A 25,274-nucleotide genomic window follows, 5' to 3' on the forward strand; every position below is an offset into this window, starting at 1 on the left:
GTGGATCATTGGCCCACGCTCGGACTGCTGCTCCAGCTCCTCAAAGACCACCAAGCAGCCGCCGACGAAGCTCACCTCATCACCTGCATCCACCACGATGCGTCCGCCGAGATCCCGCTCCTCAAGAACGCCAGCGAACGCTACGACGGACAGTTATACGACCTTGGCGCGACCGATGATGACTGGGTGGCACCACCCGCCCCGCTAAACGCGCATCGGGCCGAAGTGCTCAAGGGAGTCGTGTCAGGAATCACGCACGCACTGCCCGGCCCCCTGCAATTCGCCGAAACCGGCGGGCACATCACCGCCCACATTGAAGGTCGACCGGACGCCGCGAATTCCGCGTCACTGCAGACGGTGCTGCGGGCAGCCGCGGTCATCGCGAGTAGCGCACTCGACAGCTCCGCGCTCACCCTCATCGTGGCGGGGACAGAGGATGCAGACGCCGATCGACGAGAACTTCTCTGGCGCCTACTCACGGTCCCGCCGGAGTCCCTCAACCTCCAAGGGAAGCGCTCGATCATTCCGATCTTCAGCGGCCCCCTCGACCCTGCCATCGACTTCCACCGCCGCGCGTGGACCGACTACGTCATCCGGGAAGATCGCGTGCTGCGCAGAACGCCCTGGCATGAGGAATCAGCGCTTCACACGCTGGAGTCTCACACAGGACCCATCGTCTTGTTTCTCGGTGCCGGTGCGTCTGCGAGCGCCCAGATCAGTCTCGGGGACAAATACCGCGACATCGCGCTGCAAGACCTTCTCGGCCCGACCGTCGAGAGTCAGGACCTCGGCGACAAGTTCTTCGAGTACGTGCACGCAATGGATCGCTTTATCGGCGAGGAGCGTGAGGACCGCGCCAAGTTCGTTCGCACACTCACCCTCGAACGCGTTCTGCGGGAAACCTTCCATCGCCTCGGCGATCAACCCCGCGACACCACCAAGATCGTGCAAACGATCGCCGACGAGTGTGAGCAGGCACTCCAGAGGAAGACACGGGGGCACACCGCGCTGCGTGAGCTCCTCCGGACACGCACGCGACCGATATTTGTGATGACGGTGAACTTCGATCAACTCATCGAGACCGGCCTCGATGATGTCGTGCAAGTCCTCAGCACACCGGACGACTTCGCGGCTGCCCAGGACGACATCCGCAAGTACGCCAACGGTGATCTGTCCATTCGACCGCCGATCTTCAAACTTCACGGCTCCATCGAGGACCCCTCGTCGCTCGTTGCCAGCATCGATACCACCGCCGCCGGACTGGAAGACGCCGTCCGCGACGCACTAAACATCGTGGTCAGCGCGGGGACGGGCACTGTCCCGTGGATCTGGATCGGCTGCAGCATGCGGGATCAAGACATCAACGCCTGGCTCAACGGCATCGGCAGCGCAAGCATCGATGAATGGTGGGTGGATCCGTTCCCCGGGACATCTCTGGACGCGTTCTTTACGGCGTATCGCGAGGCCGCCTGGCAGCGCACAGCCCGCCCCCTCGCCACGCGGCTCATCGTGAACAGCTCGGACAACTTCCTACATAGTCTGTCGACTCGCCTCGCCAGCACACCCACACGGTGACCTCTGCGCGGGGAGAGGCCCGCGGTGGATGCCGCTTCGTGGGCCACTCCCCGACCAATTCGCACGCTAGTCGCTCGATTCAATCGCGGATCTCGTCGTCAGCACCGATTCACCTTCGCTCCTGCTGAGATGCCGGACATCTACGCGGGCCCGCTGCCGTCTTCTCGAGCGTTCACGGAATTCTCGCCCCACCCTCAGACTTCGCATGACGCCGTGATCGAAGCTGATCATTCCTCGCCGCCGCCATTCGATCGAGGCGTGGCCACGAAATCCCGCCACAGCCCGGCGTCGCTCAATGAACTCGAGACTCCGAGGCAGAGGGGCGGGTAAGCCATCAGTGTCCGGGAGCAAGTGGGTGAAGAGCTCAGCGAACGTCGGGCCCGTCGAGGTACGCCGCCGGGTCTGGGCGATGAAGATCGCTGCTGCCAACGCCCATTGGTCGGCGGTATCTTCGCCTGTGAAGCCCTCAAACACGTAGGCCCACTCGGCGGGTGGCGGAGATTCGATCCCCTGCCACCAGATCGGGTACGACTCAGACATCTCAACCATCACAATCGCGGTCGCCGGCGCGGGCCCGCCCCGTGACGCGACCGCCTGTCATCGGGATGGGCAGCACACGTGCAGGGAACAGCGGAGAGATCCGACGAGAACGAGATTGTTTCGTATGGCCTTCCGAATTATGCCATACCGATTAGGCCGTACGACCTCTTGCGATTCAAGACGCTGGGTGAGTGCCCCGTCGGAACGAAGAGATTGAAGTGGAGTGGAGCGCCTACTCCCAGCGCCTCGCTACCTCACTTCGTTCTGCGCGTGAGCGCGCCGGGCTTAGCCAGGAAGACGTCGCTTACCGTTCCGGACTCACTCGGTATACGTACCAGAAATATGAGAAGGGCGAGTCTCGCCCAGGGTTTCCAGCGAACCCGACGCTACGAACGATCATCACTCTCTCGCAGGTACTCGGAACTTCGTTGCACGACTTGATTCCTGAAGGATTCCCCGATCTGCGGAGCCGGTAGTCGAAGTCGCAGCGCGATACGCCCGCGATGCGGCAGCACCCCCCCTGCGCCGGTGGAATCGGTGTTCGCTCTCGATTTAAGGCGACAATCGTTGCATCAGCAACTCGACCTGGAGCCTTCCGGCAGTGTGCTCTATCTCGTGCGGGGCTCCGGATCCGGACGCGGGGCCACCCACGAAGGATCGTCCCCAATCGACGTCTGGAGCGTGTGGCGCACTAGCGGCGCGGCGTGCCGGTATGACACTTCGACGATCCGTTCGACGAACAGCCAGCGCGGGCACTCGGCGCCGGCCGCCGGGTGCATTGCTGTCACCTTACGTAGAGCATTTCGGTGACGCAGGACCGACTGCCGGGCGCGCTGCTCAAGCGCTGGCGTGCTGGAGCCAAGGCCGGAGCTCGCACTGACCGTCAGCCCGATAAGTTCCTCAATCTGGAGGTGCCTGGATGCCCGATGTGTGACCAGACGGCTGGAAGTGCCGCCGTCTGTGAGGGTGGAGACGAGTTGGATCGCTGCGGGGTACAACTCACTAGTCGGAGGCGACTTTTCGTCGCTCGCCGAAGCGACGCTGGCGCGAAGCAGAAGCATGGCAAGCGCCATCTCCCCCGTATGCATTGTGACTCCGCGGCACCACAGATGACCAGTTAGCAGTTGCTCAGCACGGAGATAGGGACGCCGACCCACCAATCGAAGATCTTCGGCTCCTTGGTGCCAACGACTGTGCCGCACGCAGAATGCTCCACCCGGTGTGATCACTTCCGTCGCCACGCCTTCACTGCAGACCAGGCAGGCACGCCTTGGCCTATCTACCACGTTGCACTTTTCACACGGGCCAAGGAGCCAGGCATGGTGGCCGCAGCGACGCGGTAAGAGAAAGCGAGCTCGCTCGCGCGCGAAGTACCCAGGCGGCAGCCCGCCCAGCTCCTCAATCCGCCGAATAAACCACGGGTCAACGACTTCTCCACGCCGGAGCCATGGTCGTCGGCTAGTGCCGGTTGTCAGCAAGTATCCTCTGGCGAGGCCGTTGGCGGCGGCGAGTCGACGCACGTAGCCTCCAGGGGTCTCCCCAGTCAGAGGAATCACAGGGCAAGGGAGGCTTCTCACTTCATCCCGCCAGCAGCGCATTGCGATGCCGAAGCAGCCTCGCGGTGATCGTCGGCATCCGTGCGGCAAGGGCCATGGCGAACTCGGATGCGGGGCTGGCTTGGCCTCGGCCGGTCTCCCGTCTGACGCCACCATCGCGATCGCTCGTTGAGCCGCCTCCGCGAGAAACCGCGTCTCCAAGCGTTGTGGCGACGATGTGCTCGATTTCAGACGCGCGCGAGAGACGGCTCATTCTCCGTTGTGTGAGCATGTCCAGTGCGCTCGGACAGGTAAGCGCACCCATGATCTCCGCAACGATCGGGAAGTCATCCAATTGGGATACCTGGGCGCTGCAGGCAATTCCACGGCCCGTAGAACGATATCGGGCGAGTATGTACCTGGCCACGAGACCCTCGCTACTTTGATAGCTGACTCCGCGCAATCGAAGCGAACCGTTCAGAGCACGTTGGCTCGTGAGGTGGCGCGGATAACCGCTGACATCGATGTCGAGATAGTTGTCGTGCCATCTTCGGTGACGGATGCAGATCGGGCCGGTGGTTCGCGCGACGCTTACTTTCTCTCCGGATGAGCACCTAAGACACATAGACACCACCGACGGTAACAACTGGCACCGGCGACACCTGACACGTTGACTACGGACCCCATGCCCACAGGCCTGGTCGCTCTCACCATAACGAAACCGATGACCCGAGAGATCCGCGACCTGCGCGGCGCTTTGGCGAGGCGTGACGGCGATCGGCAGCGTTCGATCATCTCGACGGAGGCTGAGCCATAGGTCCTTCTCGTCGATTTCGTTCGCAGCGCACAGTCTTCGCCAGTAACTGTCGATCGTCTCGCCTGGGAAGGCAATCACAGCCACCGGCAAAGCCCGCACCGCGGTCACGCCGACACCGCCTGCCGTGTGCGCTGACGTCCGGCCACTTCACTGGCGAACTGCACCTGGTTGAGTTTCTCGGTCCTGCCTTCGATCGCTCGAAGCGCCGAGAGCTGAAGCAGGTCAGCCAAATCACTATTGCCCGACCGCCAGATCCGATAGCGAACGCAGATAAGCCCGTGCACCCGGGTGACCATGACCTTGACTCCAGCTGCCCGTCGCCCGCATAGCGATACGGCGGCAGGAATCATCCGGCAGGTGGGGCATTCGACTTGACGCTTTGCTCCGCCGCGTCTGCATGCCACTCCACCCGAGTCGCGGAGCAGGGCGCCATCAGCGAGTCCACCCAAGACTCCGATGTGCACGAGAGCGCTTCTCGGCTTCACCAATATGGGGAACGTTCGATCTTCTTGTCTAAGAGAAAGCCAAGCGTCTTTCGGCTTGATCTCGTTCGCTTCGCAGAGCCGATCCCAATAGCTAGGCGCCGTTTCCGTTTCGTCTGGATAAAGGTTCACTGCGATCGGAAGCGCCGGAAGCACGGTCATCTCAGGGCTGCGCGCTTTCGCGAGCGCACCGCTGGGCTAGGAAGCAACTTGGTTGCGGTCTGACGACGGCGAAGGTCGTGCTCGAGCGCTCTCAGATCAAGCATCTCCGTCCCATCTTCGATCGCCCTGAGAGCGGCGAAGTGGAGGAGGTCTTTGAGCAACCCGATCTCGCCGCCCGTCAACGCGTGCAGTGTCACCGCCGCCGACAGGATGGATCCCGGTCGCTGATCCGCCAAACACAGCGAGTTCTCCATGGCGAGAAGCAGATCCCCCCATCGTGCTTTCTCCTCGTTGCCGATCAGAGGGAAAGGCACCGCAACGTGCACTTCGAATCTCTTGCCGATCTGACCGCCGCGCTCCCCGTCGAGGAGGCCGGTACGTTCGACCGCGATCCCGGCATAGACGAACGTTCCGCCGCACCGCTCCGAAAGTTGTTTGAGCATGTCGGATGCTTCGATGTTCTGGCGGTAGTTGAGGTCGAGGTGATGCACATCGTCGATCAGGACGAGCTCGGTTGAACACTTCCGCAGAGCATTCGCGACAGCCTCCAGCAGTCCGCCGTATGTCATGCGATTGAGGACTGGGAGCCCTAGGAATCGAGCAAACTCGTGCATCAGTGCCTTTGCGGAGCACTGCGCTGGCACCGCGACGTAGACGACCGGAATCTTGCCTCGCGCCCCCGCTGAATGGTTGGTCTCGCGCCGCCGACGTTCATGTGCTCTGCCGACCTCGACTATAGAGGTGGTCTTGCCCTGACCCGGTTCGCCCGACAGAATCAGCCCAAGCTTCCCAACCCGCCGATAAGCGTTGAGCATCACTCGATCGCGCACAGCACGTTGAAAGGCCTCGAACTGAGGCGTCCTCACGAATGCACCTGCCTGGGAATACTGCGCACGGCCCTGGTTGTACGAAGCTCGGTCGCCGAAACTCATTGCTTGAAGCTCCTGCAACGTGATCGGCGCAGGCCGTTCAAATACGGTGTCAACGTGCTCGCGCCAACCCTCCTTGGTGGCGATCTCGATCATTCGGCGATCCTCCGCTTCACCTCATCGAGGACCTCCCCGATGAACGGGAAACCACCCGTGTTTGGCCATTCCTCGACCACACTGTCCTCGGCCAACGCTTCGCCAACTTCAGCAGATGCCTCCTCGCCCTCAGTGATTTTCGCGCTCGTGAGGTTCATCGGATCGTCAGCGATCGCCTTCATCCGGGCGCGCTGTCGAGCCGTTCGCCTGTGGCCTGCGTTACGCGGGGCCGGATTCCCTTGACCAGCGAATGCTCTGATTGCCAGCGCAAGCTCACGACGTTCAGCGTCGAGGTCATCGCCCCGGCTGGCGTGCTCGGCGCGCGCGTACCGCCACACATCACCGAGTAGCGGAAGCTCATGGACTTGGTTCGACCACCGGAGCGGGACGAACTCGTCGTCCTGCTCAATCCACACGACATGCAGATTGTACGGATCCACGCGGATTGGCCACCGGCCGTTTCTCGCCTTGTCGTCAGACTTGCGTCGCCACAGACCCTTGAGTCGCTCTGAGGTATAGATGCGATGATCGATGCGCACGCCGTAGCGATTGAGTACTCGATACTGCACGGGAAGCAGTGCGATGTAGTCATCTCGCGTCAGCGGAACGTGGAGTTCAGGCATATACGCACGGAAGGCACGACACATCTCGTTCGGTGACAACTTGATCCGTGGATGCAGCGGGTCCCGTAGACCATCGTGCGGTCGGTTCTGCCACTCCACCGCAATCCAGTCCTCGATCAGCTCCTGCGCCTGAGCGATCGTCAGGAGTTCGGCGGAGTTCGAGCCTGCATCACGTCCTCGGTGCTCCACGCTCCGACCCACGTATCCCTTGACGTGCTGCAGCAGCATTGAGTTGATCGCGCCGAAGACTCGTTCGACGTGCGGCTTATCCGTGGGGGTGTGGGGCGCCGAGGTGATCAGGGAAATCCCTAAGCTCTCGCAAGCGGCCCGGAAGTGCTGAGATAGGTAGTTGCGACCGCGGTCTGTCGTAATCGTGTCGGGGAAGACGTACGGCTGGGCCAGACGCAGCCGCTCGAATCGATCCTGGTCGATCAGTTGATCATCAGCCCATGCCGTAGAAATCAGTTGCCGGGTCTCACGGGCGCCCTCCAGACGACGGCCGTACGGCACCAGCGCGCGTGCGAGAACCGCCACCAGATCAACGCTCTTCGTACCCTCCGGGCGCAGTATCGCGGCCAGGACGGAGCGCGTTGCCACGTCAAGGAGAATGGTCAGCTCGGGTCGTCCGACCGTCTCCTCATCGATACGCAGCATGACGTCGATTCGCGTGGAGTCCATTTCGACGAGCTCGCCAGGGCGCAGCGCGGCGCGGGTTCCGAAGGCGCCCTCTGGTTGCAGCGCCAGGGATTCCCGAGTCTTCGCCGACCCGAAAGTGAATTGCCCTCGGTCTTCTGCGTCCAGTAACCGGAAGAACGTCGATCGACTCGGCAGTTTGACCGAATCCCCGTAGAGCCGTTCGACGCGCCGCGTGATCTGCTCGATCGCCGTCGTTTGGCTCACGGTCGACGAGCGGCTCTTCTCAGCCAAGACGATATTCATCACCTCGATGAGGCGCGGATCCCACTGACTCTTCCGCGGTGCACGCTTGCCAGCTGTGGCCGTTCCCTGTTCTCGAAAGACTTTGAGCCGACGCTCAACGGCGCGTGTGGAGACGGACTTGCCCAAGCGAGCTTCCAGCCACTGACGCTCTGTCTCAATGGCCTTCCCAACCCCGACGTCGCTGCGGGAGGCCTCAATGCGGATGCACGCCTGCAGCCAGGGATCCATCCTCGGCTCGATATCCTCCGCCTGCAGAGACAAATGGAGGAGCCCGGACGTGTCCGAAGGCATGGGCGCTGCCTCGCGTGCAAGTTCGTCCACGGCAACCTCGATTTCGGAGCCATCGTCGTCTCGGAGTGTTGCAGAATCCTTCTCGATGAACAGAACCACGTACTTGCGTCGACGCCACATGAGCGCCCCGCCGGCCGCAACGCGCATTACGCGCTCCTTTCCCACACGATTGTCTTACTGCTGAGCGGTTGCTCAAGATCTGCCTCGAGCGCGCCCAACCAAAGGAGCGCGTAACAGTGCGCGTACCCCTTGGATCCGACGTCGAACAGGCTGGCGACCTCGCCTAGCGGCAAGCCACCCTCGGGCAATTTCGGAGAGTCCTCGCTGATCGCGCTATCTCGAAACGGCGCGAGGAATCGCAGGTTCGCCCCTCGGATCGGCGATTCGGCGTCATAGACGACGTACCGCCATCCGCGCTCAGCAGCGAACAGGGCAGTCATGTCGAACTGCGCTCTGACGTCGTCATCGATCTGATGCGCAGGCTTGACGTCCATCAGCACGGCCTGCCGGCCGTCGAGACGAACGAAGTAATCCGGATAGTGCTCACGTAGACCTCCGGCCGTGGTCCACCGAATCCACATCGGCTGGCTTGCGACGCCGACGACGCCGGGCGTGCGGTCCAACTCGATGAGGCAGTCCCTCTCTGTCAGCGACTCAAAGCCGATTGAGACGCCGAGCGCACCCATCCAGTGATATCCGTCGTAGTGCCGCTTCAAGCGCCAACTGGGGAAACTACGGACCGGAGCACCTCTTTCGAAAGCGACGTCATTGCAATCGACTGCGTCGACTTCCAGTTGAACGCCGTCGAGTCGATACTCGACGCGCGTTCGCTTCACAGCCGAGCCGGGAGCGGGGGAGGCAAGCCACTGCTGCGTCAGGTCCATAGGGATCCAATCGACATCGACGGATACGTCCTATTCGGCAGTCAGCCTCTCTCCTGGGGAGCGGTTCTGGCCTATGTCCTGAGCCCTGACAAAGATCGCCCGACTGGGGATCGACTCACGGGCAGAGTACGTCCAGCACCCAACGGGTCTCGTCGACACGCCGTGCGACCGACACCTCTCATGAGATTCCGACGCCTGAGTGAGACGCTCCGACAGCTTTCATGAGACTCCGACACTGTTCGTGAGATCGGACAAATCACATTGATCCAAACTTCCGTGACCAAACCGTTGCATTCGTTATCTCGCCGTTATACAGTGATCACACGGTGAATGTTTGCTGTGGCATACACCGCATGTGATTGCAGGACACTCTTGGTGCAAGGGACAAGGGCCGGTCGGGAGCCTCTCCGACCGGCCCTTTACTGTTCCCACTATTCTGTGAACATGACCGATCGCAAGCTCGCCCTGGAGGCCTGGGAGAGCCTGTTCCGCGCGCAGCACGAGTTGTTCACCGAGATGATGTCGGACTTCGAGCACAGCGACCTGGGTCAGGCCGAGTACGACGTGCTGCTCACCGTCACCCGCTCCCCCGGCATGACCGCGCGGCTACGCGACATCACCGCGAACATGCTGATCAGCCAGCCGAGCGTCTCGCGCCTGGTCGACCGCATGGTCACGCGCGGGCTCGTGGCCAAGTGCGCCGACCCCGACGACGGACGCGGTGCGCTGATCCGCGCGACCGACGAAGGAGCACGGGCGTTCCGCTCCCTCGCCACCGTGCACGGACGCTCGATCGCCGACCGCATGTCACGCCTCGGCGACGACGAGCTGCGCACGCTGCGCGACCTCGCGGAGAAGCTCCGCACCCGCTGACCCGCTGCCGCGCGAGAACGGCCCGCTTCCGTTTCTGGCAGGGTGGGGTGCGTACGCCCGCTGTGTCGCGGGCACGTCAGACCGCCCCCTCGGGGGGAACCAGGGAGGTCATCCATGGAGATCGCCGGAATCGTCGGCATCCTCGTCATCGTCGGTATCGCAGTCGTCGTCGCCGTCGTCCTGCTGCTCATCCTGCTGCTGTTCGCACGCAGCTGGATCAAGGTCGCCCGAGCCGACGAGGCCCTCGTCATCTCGGGCCGCAAGCAGAAGGTGCAGACCGCGGTCATCGGGACCGACGGGTCGAGCCGCTCCGAGATGTCGGAGTCGCCTGTCACCGTCATCGTCAACGGCAAGTCGCTCGTCAACCCGATCACGCAGCGCCACGAGATCATCTCGCTGCGCTCGCGTCAGGTCTCGCTCAACGCCGAGGCGCAGTCGCTCGACAGCGTGACCCTGAACGTCGACGGTGTCGCGATCGTGAAGATCGGCTCCGACCCCATCCTGGTGCGCCGTGCCGCCGAGCGCTTCGCCTCCCAGGACAAGGCCATCGAGCAGTTCACCACCGAGCAGCTCGAAGGTGCCCTCCGTGGAATCGTCGCGACCCTGTCGGTCGTCGAGCTGATGCGCGAGCGGAAGAAGTTCTCCGACCAGATCGCCGCCGACGTCTCGCAGGAGCTCGCCGAGCAGGGCCTCATCCTGGACTCGTTCCAGATCAAGGGCATCACCGACAAGGTCGGCTACATCCAGTCGCTCGGCGCTCCCGAGATCCAGGCGAAGCGTCAGTCCGCCGAGATCTCGCAGACCAACGCCGACCGCGCGATCAACCAGAAGAACATCGCGAACCAGGAAGCCAACCTGATCGAGCAGACCGCGCTCGACACGAACACCGCCAACTCGAACGCCGGCATCGGTCGCGCGCGCGCCGAGGCGGAGCAGGCCGAGAACCTCGCCCGCGAGCAGGCGCAGCAGGCCGTGCTGCAGCAGCAGGCCGAGAACAAGCAGGCTCAGCTCGACGCCGACGTCAAGCGCGTCGCCGACGCGCAGCGTTACGAGGCCGAGACCCGTGCTCAGGCCGAGCTCTACACCCGCGAGCGGGCCGCCGAGGCCGCCGCGATCGAGCAGGTCAAGCAGGCCGAAGCCCGCACCCGCATCGCCGAGCAGCAGGCCGAGGCCGACAAGGCCCGCGCCGCCGGTGAGGCCGCGGCTGCCGTCGCGAGCGCCACCGGTGAGGCCGACGCGCTGCGCTCGAAGGCCGAGGCCGAGGCTCACGCCCGACGCCTGCAGGCTGCTGCCGAAGCCGAGGCGATCCGCGCCGAGGGTGACGCCCGCGCCGCAGCTCTCGAGGCCGAGGCCAAGGCCATCGCCTCGAACCAGGACGCCTTCCTCTCGCAGCGCGTGCTCGAGGTGCTGCCGTCGATCATGGCCGAGTTCTCGAAGGGGTACGCAGCGATCGGCAACGTGTCGATCATCGGCGGCTCGGGCCAGGACGGCGCATCAGACGTCGTCGGTGCCGACAACGCCAAGGCCCTGGCCTCGGTGTTCGAGAGCGTCCACTCGGCCACCGGGCTCGACCTCGCCGGCATCATCCAGGGTCAGGCCGTCGGCCGCGGCTTCGGAGCTGGTGTCGCGGAAGCAACGCCTGCGGCACCCGCACCGCGCGTCTCGACGCCGACCACCCCGCCGCCGCCCGCACCGCCGGCTCCGGCAGCGGACTAGCCACACCTTCACGACAGCGGATGCCGCGACCTCTCCGGTCGCGGCATCCGCTGTTTCGACTCTGCAACCGGGCAGACTGAACGTATGACGACCGCCGCCTTCGACCTCGCCGCCATCGGCGCAGGGCTCTCGTTCGCGGCCGCGCTCGACGAGCTCTCCGGGGCGCTCGATGCGAGCGGATCGGTGGTCGTCACCGCCCCACCCGGCACGGGCAAGACCACCCTCGTGCCCCCGCTCCTCGCTTCGCGGAGCACCGGTCGCGTGATCGTCACCCAGCCGCGCCGCGTCGCCGCCCGCGCCGCCGCCCGACGCCTCGCCCACCTCGACGGGTCGCCCGTGGGTTCGCGCGTGGGCTTCACCGTCCGCGGCGAGCGCTCGGCAGGACCCGAGACGCAGGTCGAGTTCGTCACGGCCGGAGTCCTGCTTCGACGGATGCTCGATGATCCGGGGCTCGACGGTGTGGATGCCGTGATCCTCGACGAGGTGCACGAGCGCGCGCTCGAGACCGACCTCCTGGTGGGGCTGCTCTCCGAGGTGCGCGAGCTACGGGACGACCTGGTGGTGATCGCCATGTCCGCCACCCTCGACGCGGCACGCATCGCCGCCGTCATCGGCACGGACGACTCTCCCGCACCGATCGTCGACCACGATGTGCCCGCCTTCCCGCTCACCGAGCGCTGGGCTCCGAGCCCCGTGCCACGCCTCGACGAGCGCGGCGTCACCTGGGGCTTCCTCGATCACGTCGCGGCCGTCACGGCATCCGCGGCCGTGGACCTGGTGCGCGAAGACCCCGATGCGGACGTGCTGGTCTTCGCGCCAGGGGCCCGTGAGGTGTCGGAGATCGCCCGCCGCGTCCGCGCTGCGAGCGATGCCTTCGATGTACGCGAACTGCACGGCCAGATCCCACCGGGCGAGCAGGATGCCGTGATCCGCGGCCGCACGTCGACGGACCTTCCGCGCATCATCGTCACGACTTCTCTCGCCGAGTCGTCGCTCACCGTGCCGGGCGTGCGCCTGGTCGTCGACAGCTGCCTCTCGCGGCATCCGCAGCGCGACGCCGGCCGCGGGATGACGGGTCTGGTCACCACCGCCGCGTCGCGCTCGTCGTGCGTGCAGCGGGCGGGGCGCGGCACCCGTCAGGGCCCCGGCACCGTCATCCGCTGCGTCGACGAGCGCACCTACGCGGCGGCCCCCGCTCGTCCCGTGCCCGAGATCGCCGTGATCGACCTCGCGGATGCCGCCCTGCTCCTCGCCTGCTGGGGTGCCCCGAGCGGCATCGGACTGCGGATGATCGACCCGCTGCCCGCCGAGAACCTGGCCGATGCGATCACGGTGTTGCAGGGCCTCGGAGCCATCGATGAGGTCGGTCGCGCCACCGCCGAGGGCCGCGTCCTGGCGCGCATCCCGACCGATCCTCGTCTCGCCCGAGCGCTTCGCGACGGCAGCCCGGTCGTCGGAAGCCGACTCGCGGCCGAGGTCGTCGCGCTGGTGAGCGGCGAGCTGCGCGTCTCGGATGCCGACATCGCGCAGGCCCTCATCGCGCTGCGCGGCGGTCGGAGCCCGGAGGCCCGCCGATGGCGCGACGATGCGAACCGCCTCGAACGCATGGTCCGGGACGCGCCGGGTGTCCGGTCGGACCTCGACGGAGTCGGCCTCGTGATCGCGCTGGCGTTCCCCGGCCGGATCGCACATCGCGTCGAGCGCACCGCCGAAGGGGCGACATTCCTGCTGGCCTCCGGAACCCGGGCCGGGGTGCGGGGTCCGCTCGCTGCGGTGGAGTGGCTCGCCGTCGCCGACGTCGCGCGCGCCACCGCGCGCGCCGCGGCCGGGTCCGGCGCGATCATCCGGTCGGCCGCTGTACTCACCGAAGCGCAGATGGAGCAGGCGGCGAGCCACCTGATGACCGACCGCGTCGAGGCGGAGTTCGTCGGAGGCCGCGTCCAGGCTCGACGCGAGCGGCGGATCGGCGCCATTCCGCGGTCCTCGGCCCCCGTGAAGGCGTCGGCACAGGAGGGCCGCGACGCCGTGCGCCGGGCGCTCCGCCGCGACGGGCTCGGTATGTTCACCTGGTCCGACACCGCAGACGCGCTGCGCCGGCGACTCGCACTGTTGCGACGAGAGCTCGGCGATCCGTGGCCCGATGTCTCGGATGCCGGGCTGGTCGACTCCCTCGACGTGTGGCTCGCGCCCGAGCTCGATCGCCTCGCGTCCGGCACCCCCGCAGCACGGCTGGAACTCTCGTCACCGCTCCGGCGCCTGCTGCCGTGGCCCGATGCCGTGCGCCTCGATGAGCTCGCGCCGGAGCGCCTCGAGGTGCCCAGCGGATCCCGCGTCCGCATCTCCTACCCGGAGCCCGACGGCGACCCGCACGCACGGCCGGTCGTCGCCGTGAAGCTGCAGGAGTGCTTCGGGTGGGCCGAGACTCCCAGGCTCGTCGACGGGCGGGTGCCGGTGCTGTTCCACCTGCTGTCCCCCGCCGGGCGTCCGCTCGCGGTCACCGACGACCTCGCCTCGTTCTGGTCCGGTCCCTACAGCCAGGTGCGCGCCGAGATGCGCGGACGCTACCCCCGGCATCCGTGGCCCGAAGACCCGTGGGCCGCCGTGCCGACCAAGCACACGAAGAACCGCGCGGCGCGCTGAGCAGCCACCGGAGCCGGAGCCTCAGCGCGTGCGACGTCGCAGCGTCAGCGACGCGAGCACGAGGGCACCCACCGCGAAGGCCACGACGATCAGCAGCGGGCCGAACACGTCCCATCCCTCGTCGCCCGCGGCCACCGCGTTGATCGTGTCGATCGCGTAGCTGAGCGGGAGCCAATCCGAGATGGCGTACAGCACATCCGGCATCTGGTCACGGGGCATGAACAGACCGCCGAGGATGATCTGCGGGAACACGAGCAACGGCATGAACTGCACCGCTTGGAACTCGGTCTGTGCGAACGCGCTGGCGAGCAGCCCCAGGGCGGTGCCGAGCAGAGCATCGACGACCGCGACCAGGCCGAGCTGCCACAGCGGCCCGTCGACATCGAGGCCGCACACCCCGACCGCGAACGACACCGTGATCACCGCCTGGAGCAGGGCCATCAGCCCGAACGCGAGCGCATAGCCGAGGATGAAGTCGGCTTTCTCGAGGGGTGTGGTCATCAGACGCTCGAGGGTTCCCGAGCGACGCTCGCGCAGGGTCGTGATCGACGTGATGAGGAACATCACGATGAACGGGAACAGCGCCAGGATCGCGCCGCCGAACTGGTCGAACACCCCCGCCTGGTCGCTGAACAGCCAGGCGAAGAGACCGACCAGCAGACTCGGCGCCACCAGCATCAGGGCGATCGACCGCGGATCGTGCCGCAGCTGTGCGAGCACGCGCCCCGCGGTGGCGAGCATCCGGCGGCCGTTCATTCTCCGGCCTCCTCACGGTGCTCCCGCGCTTCACGGCGTGATCGAGGGACGTCGGCATCGCCGCTGCGGTCCCGCTCGATCAGTGCCAGGAACGCGGACTCGGCGTCGGTCGTGCCGGTGTCGGCCAGGAGCGACGACGGCGTGGTGTCGGCGATGATCCACCCCTCCCGCATCAGCAGCAGCCGGTCGCAGCGCACCGCCTCATCCATCACGTGACTCGACACGATGAGGGTCACACCGCGGTCGGCGAGCCCCCGGAACAACGCCCACAGCTCGGCACGCAGCACGGGGTCCAGCCCGACCGTCGGCTCGTCGAGCACGACCAGCTCGGGAGAGCCGATGAGCGCGACCGCGAGCGACACCCGCGTCGCCTGGCCGCCGCTGAGCGCGTCGACGCGCTGCCCCGCCTGGGCACGCAGACCGACCTCGTCGATCACGCGGTCCACGTCGCCCTTCGGCGCCTTGAGCAGCGAAGCGAAGTAGGACAGGTTCTGGCGCACGCTGAGGTCGCCGTACACCGCAGCACCCTGCGTGCCGTAGGCGACGCGGTGGCGGAGCTGCCTGGATCCTCCCGGCTCGCCGAGGACCGTGACATCGCCCCCGGCAATCCGCTGCACGCCGACGATCGAGCGCATCAGGGTGGTCTTGCCGCATCCCGATGGCCCGAGCAGTCCCGTGATCTGCCCGCGCGGGATCGTGAGGTCGATCCCGTCGAAGACCTGCACCGCCCCGCGGTGCACCCGCAGCTGCGCGATCTCGACGGCCGAGTTATTCATCATGTGATGAATTATGCGCCTACACCTCGATCGCGTCAACGGGATCCGGGGGCGGCCCGTGCGCTCAGTCGAAGAGGTAGCGCTGCAGGGTGGGGCCGATCCGGGCGACGAGCTCGTCGACCGACGCCGCGGCGAGCGCCGGTAGTCGCAGCACGTAGCGTGCGATCAGCATCCCGGCGATCTGCGAGGCGACGAGGGATGCCCGAAGGTCGGCATCGTCGGCGTCGAGGCTCCGGGCGACGCGGGACAGCAGCTCACGAGACAGGAAGCCCGCGAGCAGCGGGGTCGTGAGCCGGCTGCCGATCGCCGTGCGCAGCAGCATGACCCCTCGCCGGCGCACCTCGGGCTGTTCGAACGCCTCCAGCACGTAGCGGATCAGCCGCTCGCCGACCTCGTCGCGCGGACCCGCGAGGATCTTCGGCACATCGACGTCGGGGCGCAGCGGGATGCCGACGGCCTCCGCGAAGAGGTCGGCCTTGGTGCCGAAGTAGTGGTGTACGAGTGCCGAGTCGACGCCGGCTCTCGCGGCGATCGAGCGGATCGTCGCCCCGTCGTACCCCTTCTCGGCGAAGTCGTCGACCGCCGATGCGATGATGCGCGCCCGCGAGTCGGAGCCGCCCCGGGGGCGCCCTCGCCGGCGCGGCGCCTTCTGCTCGGTCATGACCGCCAGCCTATGACGCGTGCCGACGGCGCGGGTCTTCACCCTCGGTCGAGCAGGTGGCGGAGGTAGCGTGTCGGATGCTCGAGGAACGAGCGCCAGTGGTTCACGATCTCGAGGTCGCCCCATTCGGCGGGACGGACTCCCCACTCCCCCACTTCGAGGATCTTCGCACCGGGCAGCGCCGCGAGCACCGGCGAGTGCGTGGCGCACAGCACCTGCCCACCGTCGTCGGCGATGCGCCGCAGCACCGCGATGAGCGCCAGCGTGGAGTTGAACGACAGGGCGGCCTCCGGCTCGTCGAGACAGTAGAAGCCCGGCTCGTCGAAGCGGCTCTCCAACAGCGCGAGGAACGACTCGCCGTGGCTCATCTCGTGGAACCGCACATCGGCGCCGCCGGTCGACGGGTTGTCTTCGAGGTACGTGTAGAACGAGTGCATCGTCTCGGCCCGCAGGAAGAAGCCCCAGCGGTTGGCTCCCACACCGCGCTGCAGCCGGATCCACTCCGACAACGGGGACTCGGTCGCTCGCGTGCTGTGCCGCGCCTGTCGCGAACCGCCCTCGGGCGAGAGGCCGTAGGCGAGTGCGACGCCTTCGACCAGGGTCGACTTGCCGCTGCCGTTCTCGCCCACGAGGAACGTCACCCCGGGGTCGAGATCGATCCCCTCCCGCAGCACCTGGGCGACCGCGGGAATACTCGTCGGCCATTCCCCATCCGGCGTCGGGGCGTCGTCGTTCGGGCGCACCGCCACGACCGGCTGCTGCCGCCGTCGGCGAGAGCTCGGCTCCCAGAACGCATCCATCGTGCTCCCTCCGCGTGGTGTCAGGTGGAGGCTACCGGCATCCGCGGACACGGAGTCGGGCGGGCGCGATCAGCACTCGATGACGTTGACCGCGAGGCCGCCCTCGCTGGTCTCCTTGTACTTGGTCGACATGTCGGCACCCGTCTGACGCATCGTCTCGACGACGGCATCCAGTGAGACGTAGTGGCTGCCGTCGCCGCGCAGGGCGAGACGAGCGGCCGTGACCGCGGTCGATGCCGCGATCGCATTGCGCTCGATGCACGGAATCTGCACGAGTCCGCCGATCGGGTCGCAGGTGAGCCCCAGGTGGTGCTCCATCGCGATCTCGGCGGCGTTCTCGATCTGACGGTTCGTGCCACCCATGACCGCGGTGAGTCCGCCGGCCGCCATCGCACACGCGGAGCCGACCTCGGCCTGACACCCGCCCTCGGCTCCGGAGATCGAGGCGTTGGCCTTGAACAGCGACCCGAGGGCCGTTGCGGTCAGCAGGAAGCGACGGATTCCACGGCGACGGTTGGCCTCGGCGGTCTGTTCTTCATCGAGGTCGCTCGCGGCCTCCACCGCCCGGACGTCGGACTCGAAGCCCAGCAACGCGCTGCCGACCAGCTCGCCGTAGGGAGTCACGGCGTTGCCCGCGCCGAGTCCCGAATCGGCGAGGAACCGCCACCAGTACATGGCGACGGCGGGGAGGATGCCGGCGGCGCCGTTCGTCGGCGCGGTCACGACCCGGCCGCCCGCCGCGTTCTCTTCGTTGACGGCCAGGGCGAAGGCGCCGAGCCACTCGCCCGGCAGCTCTCGATGCCCGTCGGCCTCGACCGCTTCGAGCTGGCCGCGGATCACTCCGGCCCGTCGCTTGACCTTGAGGATGCCGGGCAGCGTGCCGTCGGCGTGGAGGCCGGCATCGACGCACCCCGACATCGCATCCCAGATCGCGTCGAGCCCGGCCGCGACCTCTTCCTCGCCGCGCAGCGAGGTCTCGTTGAGCCGCGCGACCTCGGCGATCGACAGTCCGTTCTCGTCGCAGAGGGCGAGCAGCGACGCGGCATCCGCATACGCGTAGGGGAACCCTGCGGTCGTGAGCTTCGCCTCTTCCCCGTCGCGGCGGATGAACCCGCCACCCACCGAGTAATAGGTCTCCTCGGCGACGATCTGCTCCTCGGCATCCCACGCCGTGATCGTCATGGCGTTCGGGTGACCGGGCAGGCGGGTGCGCGGCGCGAAGACGATGTCGTCCTTCGCGAACGGGACGTCATGGATGCCGTCGATCGACAGCGCGCCACCCACGGGGAAGTCCGTCCAGGCCGACCTCACGTCGGCGGGTTCGCACGTCTCCGGCGCGAGTCCGCGCAGACCGGCGACCACGGCATCCGGAGTCCCGTGCCCGATCCCGGTGGCGCCGAGGGAGCCGTACAGCGTGCTGCCGACGCGCGCCACGCGCGGGAGGACGCCCGTCGCGGTGAGCCGTCGCGCGAAGTCGAGGGCGGCCCGCATCGGTCCGACCGTATGGGAGCTCGAAGGCCCCACTCCGATGGAGAAGAGGTCGAAGGCCGAGACGTACGCAGTCACCCCTCCAGGCTACGCCGCATCGGCGCCTTCGGTTCACCCCGGTTAACTCGGCGCCGCGTCAAGCCCCTTCAGCCACGCGTGCTTCCGAGGCATCCTGGTCGGACGACACCAGGAAAGGGGCCACCATGACGAACAGCACTCCCGAGCCGGATCCCGCCGAGGCGCAGACGGCCACTCCCACGCCGGCCTCCGACACGAGCGCGGGCGAGGCGACCACACCCGCCGAGGCCGAATCACCCGAAGACGCCGACCCGAGCGAGGTGCCGAGCACCGAACACCTCGAAGAGCCGAGCACCGAGAAGGACCCGGGCGAGGAACCGAAGGCTCCGAAGCGCGAAGAGCCCGAGCCGGATCACGAGGCCGTGGGGATCGGGGTCGTCGACACGGAAGAGCCGCAGGCCGGCTGAGCAACTCGCTGAGACCCCGGATCACCGCCGAGACCCCACCCTGCAGACAGCAGCAGGGCGGGGTCTCGGTGCGAAGCCGGGGCCTCGGCGGATCTACTCGACGAGCTTTCCCGCGGTGTCGACCTCGCGCATGAGCTCGGCGATCTCGGGCGAGACCTCCGGGATCTCCTCGCGGGTGACGCCCGCGGTCGGAGACCACACCAGGTTCACCTGCAGGGTCGGGTCGGTGTCGGGGAAGTCGCTGCGGTTGTGGCATCCGCGCGTCTCCCGACGCTCCAGCGCAGCCTCGAGCGTGGCACGAGCGGCGAGCGCCGAGGCCTTGAGGTCGAACGCGTGCGCGAGGTCCTGGAAACCGGCGATGTCGGGGTGGATCCCCACATCTTCCATGCGCCCCTCGATCATGTCGAGGTCGGCGAGCCCTGCACGCAGCCCGTCTTCCGAACGGACGACGCCCGCGTACTCGGTCATCAGGTTGCGGATGGCGCGCTGCAGGGCGCGCACGTTCTCACGCCCCTCCGCGGCGAGCAGGTCGTCGATCTCGGCCCGTGCTGCCGCGACCGCCGTCGCCGACCGGCGCTGCGCGTCGAGACCGGCCGCGTGCTCCATGGCGGCCTGCCCGACGATGCGCCCGTAGACCAGCAGCTCGATGAGCGAGTTGCCGCCGAGCCGGTTCGCACCGTGGAGCCCGCTGGAGGCCTCGCCGATCGCGTACAGCCCCTCCACGTCGGTCTGGTGATCCTCGGGACGAACCCAGACCCCACCCATCGAGTAGTGCGCGGTGGGGGCGATCTCGATCGGGTCGGTCGTGATGTCGAGCATCTGCAGCTCCATCATCGTCTGGTAGACGCGCGGCAGCCGAGTCATGATCGTCTCGCGCGGCAGATGCGACACGTCGAGCCAGACGCCCCCGTTCTCGGTGCCGCGTCCTTCCTTGATCTCGGTGTAGGCGGCGAGCGCGACGCGGTCGCGGGTCGACAGCTCCATGCGCTCGGGGTCGTACTTTTCCATGAACCGCTCTCCGAGGGCGTTGCGGAGGATGCCGCCCTCCCCACGTGCGGCCTCGGAGATGAGGGTCCCGGCGGCGTTCTCCGGTTCGATGATGCCGGACGGGTGGAACTGCACGAGCTCCGGGTCGCGCAGGCGCGCTCCGGCGTCGACCGCGAGACGGAAGGAGTCGCCCGTGTTCTCGTCGCGACGCGACGAGGTGCGGCGCCAGATGCGGTTGTGGCCGCCGGCGGCGAGGATCACGGCATCCGCGTGGATCAGGTAGCGGGTGCCGTCGGCCTGATCGAAGCCGTAGGCACCGAACACGACGTTGTCGCGCACGAGCAGACGGGTGATGTAGACGTGATCGAGGATCGGGACCTCGAGCTGCTCGGCCTTGCGCACGAGCGTGCGCTGAATCTCGAGGCCCGTGTAGTCACCGGCGAAGGCGGTGCGGCGGAAGGTGTGTGCGCCGAAGAACCGCTGCGAGATGCGGCCGTCGTCTTCGCGGGCGAAGTCCATGCCCCACCGTTCGAGATCGCGGATGCCGCGCTCGGCGCCCTGGGTGACGATCTCGACCGTGTGCGGGTTGGCGAGCAGGTAGCTCTCCTTGATGGTGTCGGCCGCGTGCTGCTGCCAGCTGTCCTCGGCGTCCATGGTGCCCAGCGCCGCGTTGATGCCGCCGGCCGCGAGGGAGGTGTGCGCGTCCTGACGCGGACGTTTGCCGACGGCGAGGACATCGACGCCGTGTTCGGCGATCTCGATCGCTGCGCGCAGACCGGAGCCGCCGGTGCCGATCACGAGGACGGTGGTGGATATCTGACGTTCGGGGGTAGACATGCTTTCCACGCTAATTAGGGGACCCTAATAACTCCAATGCATAGTTCGAGTGGAAACGATGCCGGTAGGCTATGACCATGAACCTCGAGCAGCTCCGCGGGTTCGTCGAGGTCGCACGCCTCGGACATTTCACCCGCGCCTCCGAGCACCTGCACCTGGCACAGCCGTCGCTGAGCCGACAGATCTCCACCCTCGAACGCGAGCTCGGCGCCGAACTGTTCCACCGCGCACGCGGCCACATCGCACTCACCGCCGCAGGTGAGACCCTCCTCCCCCGGGCCCAGCGCATGCTCGCCGAAGCCGATGCGATCCGCGACGAGATGGGCGAGCTGGCCGGCCTCCGCCGTGGACGTGTGCGGCTGGGCGCGCCACCGACCCTCTGCATCAGCCTCGTCGCCGAGGCGATCAGCGTGTTCCACGCCAGCCATCCGGGCGTCGATCTGCATCTGACCGAGAGCGGCTCGCGCCGGCTCGTCGATCAGCTCGCCGTCGGCGCGGTCGACATCGCCCTCATCACCGAATCCGACGGTCCACCGCCGTCGGGCTTCAGCCTCACGCGCATGCCGCTGCTCGCCGAAGAGCTCGTCGTCATCTCCGCCGCGACAGAGCCACCGGTCTCGACCATGCCCGCGATGAGCCTCTCCCACCTGGCCACGCTCCCGCTGATCGCCCTCGACGAGACGTACGAACTCCGAGCGACCACCGACGCCGCCTTCCGCGCCGAGGGCCTGGTGCCCACCCACGTGCTCGAGGGCGCCGAGATGGATGCCGTGCTGCGCTTCGTCGAGCGCGGTGTCGGTGTGGCGGTGGTCCCGGCGATGGTGCTGCTCGATCGCCCCGCGCTGCGGTCGGTTCGACTGACGCACCCGATGATGACCCGCACCGTGAGCCTCGCCCACCGAGCGGACGTCACCCCTGCGGTCGCGGTCGCGGCGATCCGCGAGGTCATCGTCGCCACGGCCGCAGAGGTCGCCCGCCGCGACCCCGCGATCACCAGCCTCCTCTGAGCTGAGCGGATACGGTGGCGTCATGAACTCGCGCGCCTCCGCACCGACGGGCTTCCTCGTTCTCTTTCTCGTTCTCGGACTGACCGGATGCCAGTTCGGCGAGTACACCATGTACGCGGATTGCGAAGCGCTCTCCGAAGAGGTCGCCGACGTGGTGAGCAGCACTCTGGAGGCCGAGCCGGAGATCGATGAGTTCTGGGCAGGCGAGAGCGAGTACTGGTGTTCGTTCGTCGTGGTCACGGATCTCGATCTGGACAGCACCGACGTGACACGCCAGGACGTCGGCGATCAGATCGAAGGGATCCTCGAAGGGCGGGGGCGAGGCATCGACATCCGCGTGACGTATAACGATCAATCGGACTCTTTCTCGACCGGCCTCGGCGCTGGCTACTGACTCTGCGACGAGGACGGCGACGGCGCGTCACTTCGAGCGTCGCCCATCTTCGCAGGTGCGTGCACAACGCAGAAACGGCCCCCACCGAAGTGGAAGCCGTTTCTCACTGTCTCAACACAGTGTGCGCCCGAAGGGACTCGAACCCCTAACCTTCTGATCCGTAGTCAGATGCTCTATCCATTGAGCTACGGGCGCCCAGCCCGCTCAGCGGGCCGTGGAACAGCCTACAACAGTCCCGACGCGAAAGCGAAACGAGGCCTCAGTCGCTCGCCGCCTCGGCTTTCTGCTGCTTCTTGCGCCGCTTGGCCCGCGCGCGCTGCTCGGAGGAGAGGGCTTGAAGGTCGACGAGACGGAGCGCCTGCATGCGCGCTTCGCGCATGCGGTTGTAGTCGGGATCCTGGTCAGGACGCATGCCCTCGACCCGCAATCGACGGTCGAGATTGTGGCGCACGTCTGCCCAGGCGGCGTCACGCGCCTCTTCGACGATCTGGGCCAGCCGCTCCCGGTCTTCCATCACCTCACGCAGGCGCTGACCGACCCCGGTGGACTGCTTGGCCCGGCGGCGCAGGTTGCGCACATCGCGGTCGCGGTAGTCGTGCGTGCCCACCGGGTCGGAGTGCCGACCCCTGGCCCGCTTGCGCAGCGCGGTGACGTTGGCGGCCGCCTCTTCCGCCTCTTCGGCCATCGCCCGAAGCGCCTCCCGCGCATCGTCGATGTACTTCTCCATGTCGAAGACGCCGTCTTCGGCGATGGTGCCGATGAGGATGTGATTCTTCACGGCGAGGCGCGCGGCAGCCGTCGCGATCGCGACGCCTTCGGCGATGGCATCCGCTGTCCGTCCCACCGGTACCTCCTCTCCACGAGCGTACCGGTATCACTGGGGCCCGGTGTCGGCCAGAATGGTTCCGGATCAGCATGCCCCACCCCTCCGACATCCGCAGCCACGGCCCCGGATCGCGCACCGCAGGAGACTCATGAAACACCTCGATCTCGCCGGCAGCACCACCGCGATCACGGGAGCCGCGAACGGCATGGGCGCCGACATCGCCCGCCTGCTGGCCGCCCGAGGAGCCCACCTCGCCCTGATCGACCACGACAGTGCCGCGCTCGCGACGCTCGCCGCCGAGCTGGGGGATGCACGGGTGACCACGCACGTGGTCGACCTCCGCGACGACGACGCCGTGTTCGCCGCCGCCACCGAGATCACCGCAGCGCATCCGAGGATCAACGCCCTCATCACCTGCGCCGGCTCGTCGATGCTCGGAAACCTCGACCAGCTCACGATGGAGGAGATGCGCTGGCTCACCGACGTGAATCTCTGGGGCACGGTCTCGATCACCAAGGCGCTGCTGCCCGCCCTCCGCGCTGCGCCCGCCGCGCACATCACCCACTTCGCGAGCGTGTACGCACTCGCCGCTCCGGCCGGACGCATCCCCTACGCGCTGAGCAAGTTCGCCGTGCGGGGCTTCTCCGAGGCACTGCGGCACGAGCTGGAGGGCACCACGGTCAGCGTCGGCGCCGTCTATCCGGCCGGCGTCCGCACCGGCATCATCCTGCACGGACACTACGCCGCCGCGATCGATCCGGAAGTCGCCGCCCGTGCCGCCGCGGCGCAGGCCGCGATGTACCACACCGACCCGGCGGATGCCGCAGCCCGCATCATCCGGGCGACCGAGCGACGGGCTGCCCGCACGATGGTCGGACGTGAGGCGCGGCTCATCGACGTGCTCACGCGCATCGCCCCGTCGTCGTACTGGCGCGTGATGCGACGGCCGCTGCGCGCGGCGATCGACACGACCACGCCCGTCACCTGACCCCACCGGCCGGCCCGGGTCAGCGGACCGCGCCCACCCAGATGCCCGAGGCCCAGGCCTGCTGATCGCCGTTGCAGCCGACCGAGCCGGGGTAGCCGCGGACGACCGCCATGCAGTTGGCGAGGAACTCCGGGTCATTGCCGAACATCGAGGCGTACGCGCCGGAAGACGTGAGCGCGCCCCAGACCCGGAACTGATAGATGTGCGCGAGCTCGTGCGCCATGGCCCAGTTCAACCGGCCCGCACTCCAGTTCGCGATGTCGCCGCGGTACTTGATGTAGCCGTTGCTGTTGGCGCAGGCCGGCGCGTTCCCACCCGCGCACGACGACGACTCGTACAGCCCGACGCCGCCTCCGCCGACGAGGTCGAGCGCCGCCCGCACCCGCGCGTACCCGTCGGGCCCGCTCGATGTCCAGGCCGGGCCACCCGGTCCTGCGCTCTGCGCGGCCTGCACCGAGGCGACCTGCGTGCCGACCTTCTCGGCGAGCGCATGCACCGTGGCCGTCGCGGCGGTGACGGTCGCAGGGTCGTCCGACTCGGCCAGCACGGTCTGCTGCGCCGACAGCGCCGCCGCCCGATGAGAGGCCGTGTCGACCATCCCCTGTGCGTTGTCGAAGACGCGGCTCAGAGCCGCGATCTCGGCGACGAATGCCGGCCGGACGGCGAGCACCGACGCGCGGTCGGCGGTGTCCTGCTCGGCCTGCGCGATGGTCGCCTCGAGATACTCGGTGCGCTGCCTGGCCTCGTGGTACTGCTGCGACAGGGTGCCGAATTCCGCCACGGCCGCGACGCGCTCCTGCTCGAGGGCATCCGCCCTGGCGAGCACGCCGGCGGACAGCACGACCGCCGCCGCGAGCGTGACCGCCAGCACCCGGCGCATCACCGGAGGAACCCCGTGGTGTCGCCGATCTCGGCATCCTGTTCAGCGATCTGCGACCGCAGCGCGGTGAGCTTCTGCGCGAGCTCGAGGTTCTCGCCGTGGGACTCGTCCATGGCGCGCTCGACACGGACGATCTCCGCTTTGACGGCGGTGAGGGCTGCCACCCGCTCCTGATCGGCGATCGCGACCAGCGCGACTCCCCCGAGAAGCAGCAGGCACCCGACCGCGACAGCAAGACTCCGCATCTCGCTCCCCAGAACAGCGCAACGTTTCCGGACCGACTCCGA

At 67.3% G+C, this 25,274-nt stretch carries 22 protein-coding genes and 1 tRNA gene; 9 read left to right on the forward strand and 14 right to left on the reverse strand.

Translation table 11 applies throughout. The features are described from left to right. Entirely contained in the window at window positions 1–1,575 is a 1,575-nt protein-coding gene (locus tag J7E45_RS18170) for an SIR2 family protein (RefSeq protein ID WP_215067945.1), read from the forward strand. Window positions 1,576–2,333: 758 nt separating this feature from the next. Then, window positions 2,334–2,591, forward strand: coding sequence for a helix-turn-helix transcriptional regulator (locus tag J7E45_RS17910; RefSeq protein WP_308162123.1), 258 nt, complete (start codon window positions 2,334–2,336; stop codon window positions 2,589–2,591). Between the two features lie 1,980 nt (window positions 2,592–4,571). Here J7E45_RS17910 and J7E45_RS06355 read toward each other — a convergent pair. The 4 genes from J7E45_RS06355 to J7E45_RS06370 form a co-directional block, all read right to left on the reverse strand. Then, entirely contained in the window at window positions 4,572–4,763 is a 192-nt protein-coding gene (locus J7E45_RS06355; RefSeq protein ID WP_215067950.1) for a hypothetical protein, read from the reverse strand. Window positions 4,764–5,107: 344 nt separating this feature from the next. Further along, window positions 5,108–6,136 (reverse strand): AAA family ATPase, encoded by a 1,029-nt coding sequence (locus J7E45_RS06360; RefSeq protein WP_215067952.1) that lies wholly within the window; start codon window positions 6,134–6,136, stop codon window positions 5,108–5,110. Continuing rightward, the gene (locus J7E45_RS06365; RefSeq protein WP_215067953.1) at window positions 6,133–8,136 is read right to left on the reverse strand and encodes a Mu transposase C-terminal domain-containing protein; all 2,004 of its coding nucleotides are present in this window, start codon (window positions 8,134–8,136) and stop codon (window positions 6,133–6,135) included. The genes J7E45_RS06360 and J7E45_RS06365 overlap by 4 nt, the downstream gene beginning before the upstream one ends. Next, window positions 8,136–8,873: a TnsA-like heteromeric transposase endonuclease subunit gene (locus J7E45_RS06370; RefSeq protein WP_215067954.1), complete on the reverse strand. Its 738-nt coding sequence runs from the start codon at window positions 8,871–8,873 to the stop codon at window positions 8,136–8,138. Before J7E45_RS06370 ends, J7E45_RS06365 begins: the two co-directional genes overlap by 1 nt. A 444-nt stretch (window positions 8,874–9,317) precedes the next feature. On the opposite strand from J7E45_RS06370, the gene J7E45_RS06375 reads away from it, so the two are divergent. The 3 genes from J7E45_RS06375 to hrpB all read left to right on the forward strand — a co-directional run bounded on the left by J7E45_RS06375 (window position 9,318) and on the right by hrpB (window position 14,102). Further along, window positions 9,318–9,746, forward strand: coding sequence for a MarR family winged helix-turn-helix transcriptional regulator (locus J7E45_RS06375; RefSeq protein WP_029263791.1), 429 nt, complete (start codon window positions 9,318–9,320; stop codon window positions 9,744–9,746). Window positions 9,747–9,860: 114 nt separating this feature from the next. Further along, the gene (locus J7E45_RS06380) at window positions 9,861–11,462 is read left to right on the forward strand and encodes an SPFH domain-containing protein (protein WP_167634128.1); all 1,602 of its coding nucleotides are present in this window, start codon (window positions 9,861–9,863) and stop codon (window positions 11,460–11,462) included. Window positions 11,463–11,546: 84 nt separating this feature from the next. Continuing rightward, the gene (gene hrpB / locus J7E45_RS06385; protein ID WP_215067955.1) at window positions 11,547–14,102 is read left to right on the forward strand and encodes an ATP-dependent helicase HrpB; all 2,556 of its coding nucleotides are present in this window, start codon (window positions 11,547–11,549) and stop codon (window positions 14,100–14,102) included. Window positions 14,103–14,123: 21 nt separating this feature from the next. On the opposite strand, the gene J7E45_RS06390 is transcribed toward hrpB, so the two are convergent. From J7E45_RS06390 to J7E45_RS06410, 5 genes are all read right to left on the reverse strand, one after another. Then, window positions 14,124–14,858 (reverse strand): ABC transporter permease, encoded by a 735-nt coding sequence (locus tag J7E45_RS06390; RefSeq protein WP_029263788.1) that lies wholly within the window; start codon window positions 14,856–14,858, stop codon window positions 14,124–14,126. Further along, window positions 14,855–15,637: an ABC transporter ATP-binding protein gene (locus J7E45_RS06395; protein WP_215067956.1), complete on the reverse strand. Its 783-nt coding sequence runs from the start codon at window positions 15,635–15,637 to the stop codon at window positions 14,855–14,857. Before J7E45_RS06395 ends, J7E45_RS06390 begins: the two co-directional genes overlap by 4 nt. Window positions 15,638–15,698: 61 nt before the next feature. Beyond that, window positions 15,699–16,295 carry a TetR family transcriptional regulator gene (locus J7E45_RS06400; RefSeq protein ID WP_215067957.1) on the reverse strand — a complete coding sequence of 199 codons (597 nt, stop codon included), beginning with the start codon at window positions 16,293–16,295 and terminating at the stop codon, window positions 15,699–15,701. 38 nt (window positions 16,296–16,333) lie between these two features. Next, the gene (locus tag J7E45_RS06405) at window positions 16,334–17,095 is read right to left on the reverse strand and encodes an AAA family ATPase (protein ID WP_215067958.1); all 762 of its coding nucleotides are present in this window, start codon (window positions 17,093–17,095) and stop codon (window positions 16,334–16,336) included. A gap of 69 nt (window positions 17,096–17,164) precedes the next feature. Continuing rightward, window positions 17,165–18,661 carry an L-serine ammonia-lyase, iron-sulfur-dependent, subunit alpha gene (locus J7E45_RS06410; RefSeq protein ID WP_091035590.1) on the reverse strand — a complete coding sequence of 499 codons (1,497 nt, stop codon included), beginning with the start codon at window positions 18,659–18,661 and terminating at the stop codon, window positions 17,165–17,167. Window positions 18,662–18,786: 125 nt separating this feature from the next. Between J7E45_RS06410 and J7E45_RS06415 the strand changes: the two genes are divergently transcribed. Next, window positions 18,787–19,068, forward strand: coding sequence for a hypothetical protein (locus J7E45_RS06415; protein WP_215067960.1), 282 nt, complete (start codon window positions 18,787–18,789; stop codon window positions 19,066–19,068). A 93-nt stretch (window positions 19,069–19,161) separates the two neighbouring features. Here J7E45_RS06415 and J7E45_RS06420 read toward each other — a convergent pair whose 3' ends face one another. Next, window positions 19,162–20,892, reverse strand: a complete 1,731-nt coding sequence (locus tag J7E45_RS06420) for an L-aspartate oxidase (RefSeq protein WP_091035596.1) — start codon at window positions 20,890–20,892, stop codon at window positions 19,162–19,164. Window positions 20,893–20,963: 71 nt separating this feature from the next. Here J7E45_RS06420 and J7E45_RS06425 point away from each other — a divergent pair, with 71 nt between their 5' ends. Both J7E45_RS06425 and J7E45_RS06430 read left to right on the forward strand, forming a co-directional pair. After that, a complete protein-coding gene (locus J7E45_RS06425) occupies window positions 20,964–21,899 on the forward strand; it encodes a LysR family transcriptional regulator (RefSeq protein ID WP_091035601.1) in 936 nt (311 codons plus the stop codon). 22 nt (window positions 21,900–21,921) lie between these two features. Beyond that, window positions 21,922–22,293: a hypothetical protein gene (locus tag J7E45_RS06430; protein WP_215067962.1), complete on the forward strand. Its 372-nt coding sequence runs from the start codon at window positions 21,922–21,924 to the stop codon at window positions 22,291–22,293. A gap of 122 nt (window positions 22,294–22,415) precedes the next feature. Here the strand turns inward: J7E45_RS06430 and J7E45_RS06435 are convergent. Continuing rightward, window positions 22,416–22,488: transfer RNA gene (locus J7E45_RS06435), tRNA-Arg, on the reverse strand. Between the two features lie 64 nt (window positions 22,489–22,552). Then, window positions 22,553–23,137 carry an asparagine synthase gene (locus tag J7E45_RS06440; protein WP_167634121.1) on the reverse strand — a complete coding sequence of 195 codons (585 nt, stop codon included), beginning with the start codon at window positions 23,135–23,137 and terminating at the stop codon, window positions 22,553–22,555. Window positions 23,138–23,267: 130 nt separating this feature from the next. Here J7E45_RS06440 and J7E45_RS06445 point away from each other — a divergent pair, with 130 nt between their 5' ends. Further along, window positions 23,268–24,107, forward strand: a complete 840-nt coding sequence (locus J7E45_RS06445) for an SDR family oxidoreductase (protein ID WP_215067964.1) — start codon at window positions 23,268–23,270, stop codon at window positions 24,105–24,107. A gap of 19 nt (window positions 24,108–24,126) precedes the next feature. Here J7E45_RS06445 and J7E45_RS06450 read toward each other — a convergent pair whose 3' ends face one another. Together J7E45_RS06450 and J7E45_RS06455 are read right to left on the reverse strand one after the other, a co-directional pair. Next, on the reverse strand, window positions 24,127–24,987 hold the full coding sequence (locus J7E45_RS06450) for a hypothetical protein (protein ID WP_167634117.1): 861 nt from the start codon (window positions 24,985–24,987) through the stop codon (window positions 24,127–24,129). Then, complete coding sequence (locus tag J7E45_RS06455) at window positions 24,987–25,232, reverse strand: hypothetical protein (RefSeq protein ID WP_215067966.1); 246 nt, start codon at window positions 25,230–25,232, stop codon at window positions 24,987–24,989. Before J7E45_RS06455 ends, J7E45_RS06450 begins: the two co-directional genes overlap by 1 nt. Window positions 25,233–25,274: the final 42 nt, after the last annotated feature.

Origin of the sequence: Microbacterium sp. ISL-59 (assembly GCF_018613945.1) — a bacterium.
In the GTDB taxonomy this organism is placed as follows: domain Bacteria; phylum Actinomycetota; class Actinomycetes; order Actinomycetales; family Microbacteriaceae; genus Microbacterium; species Microbacterium oxydans_B.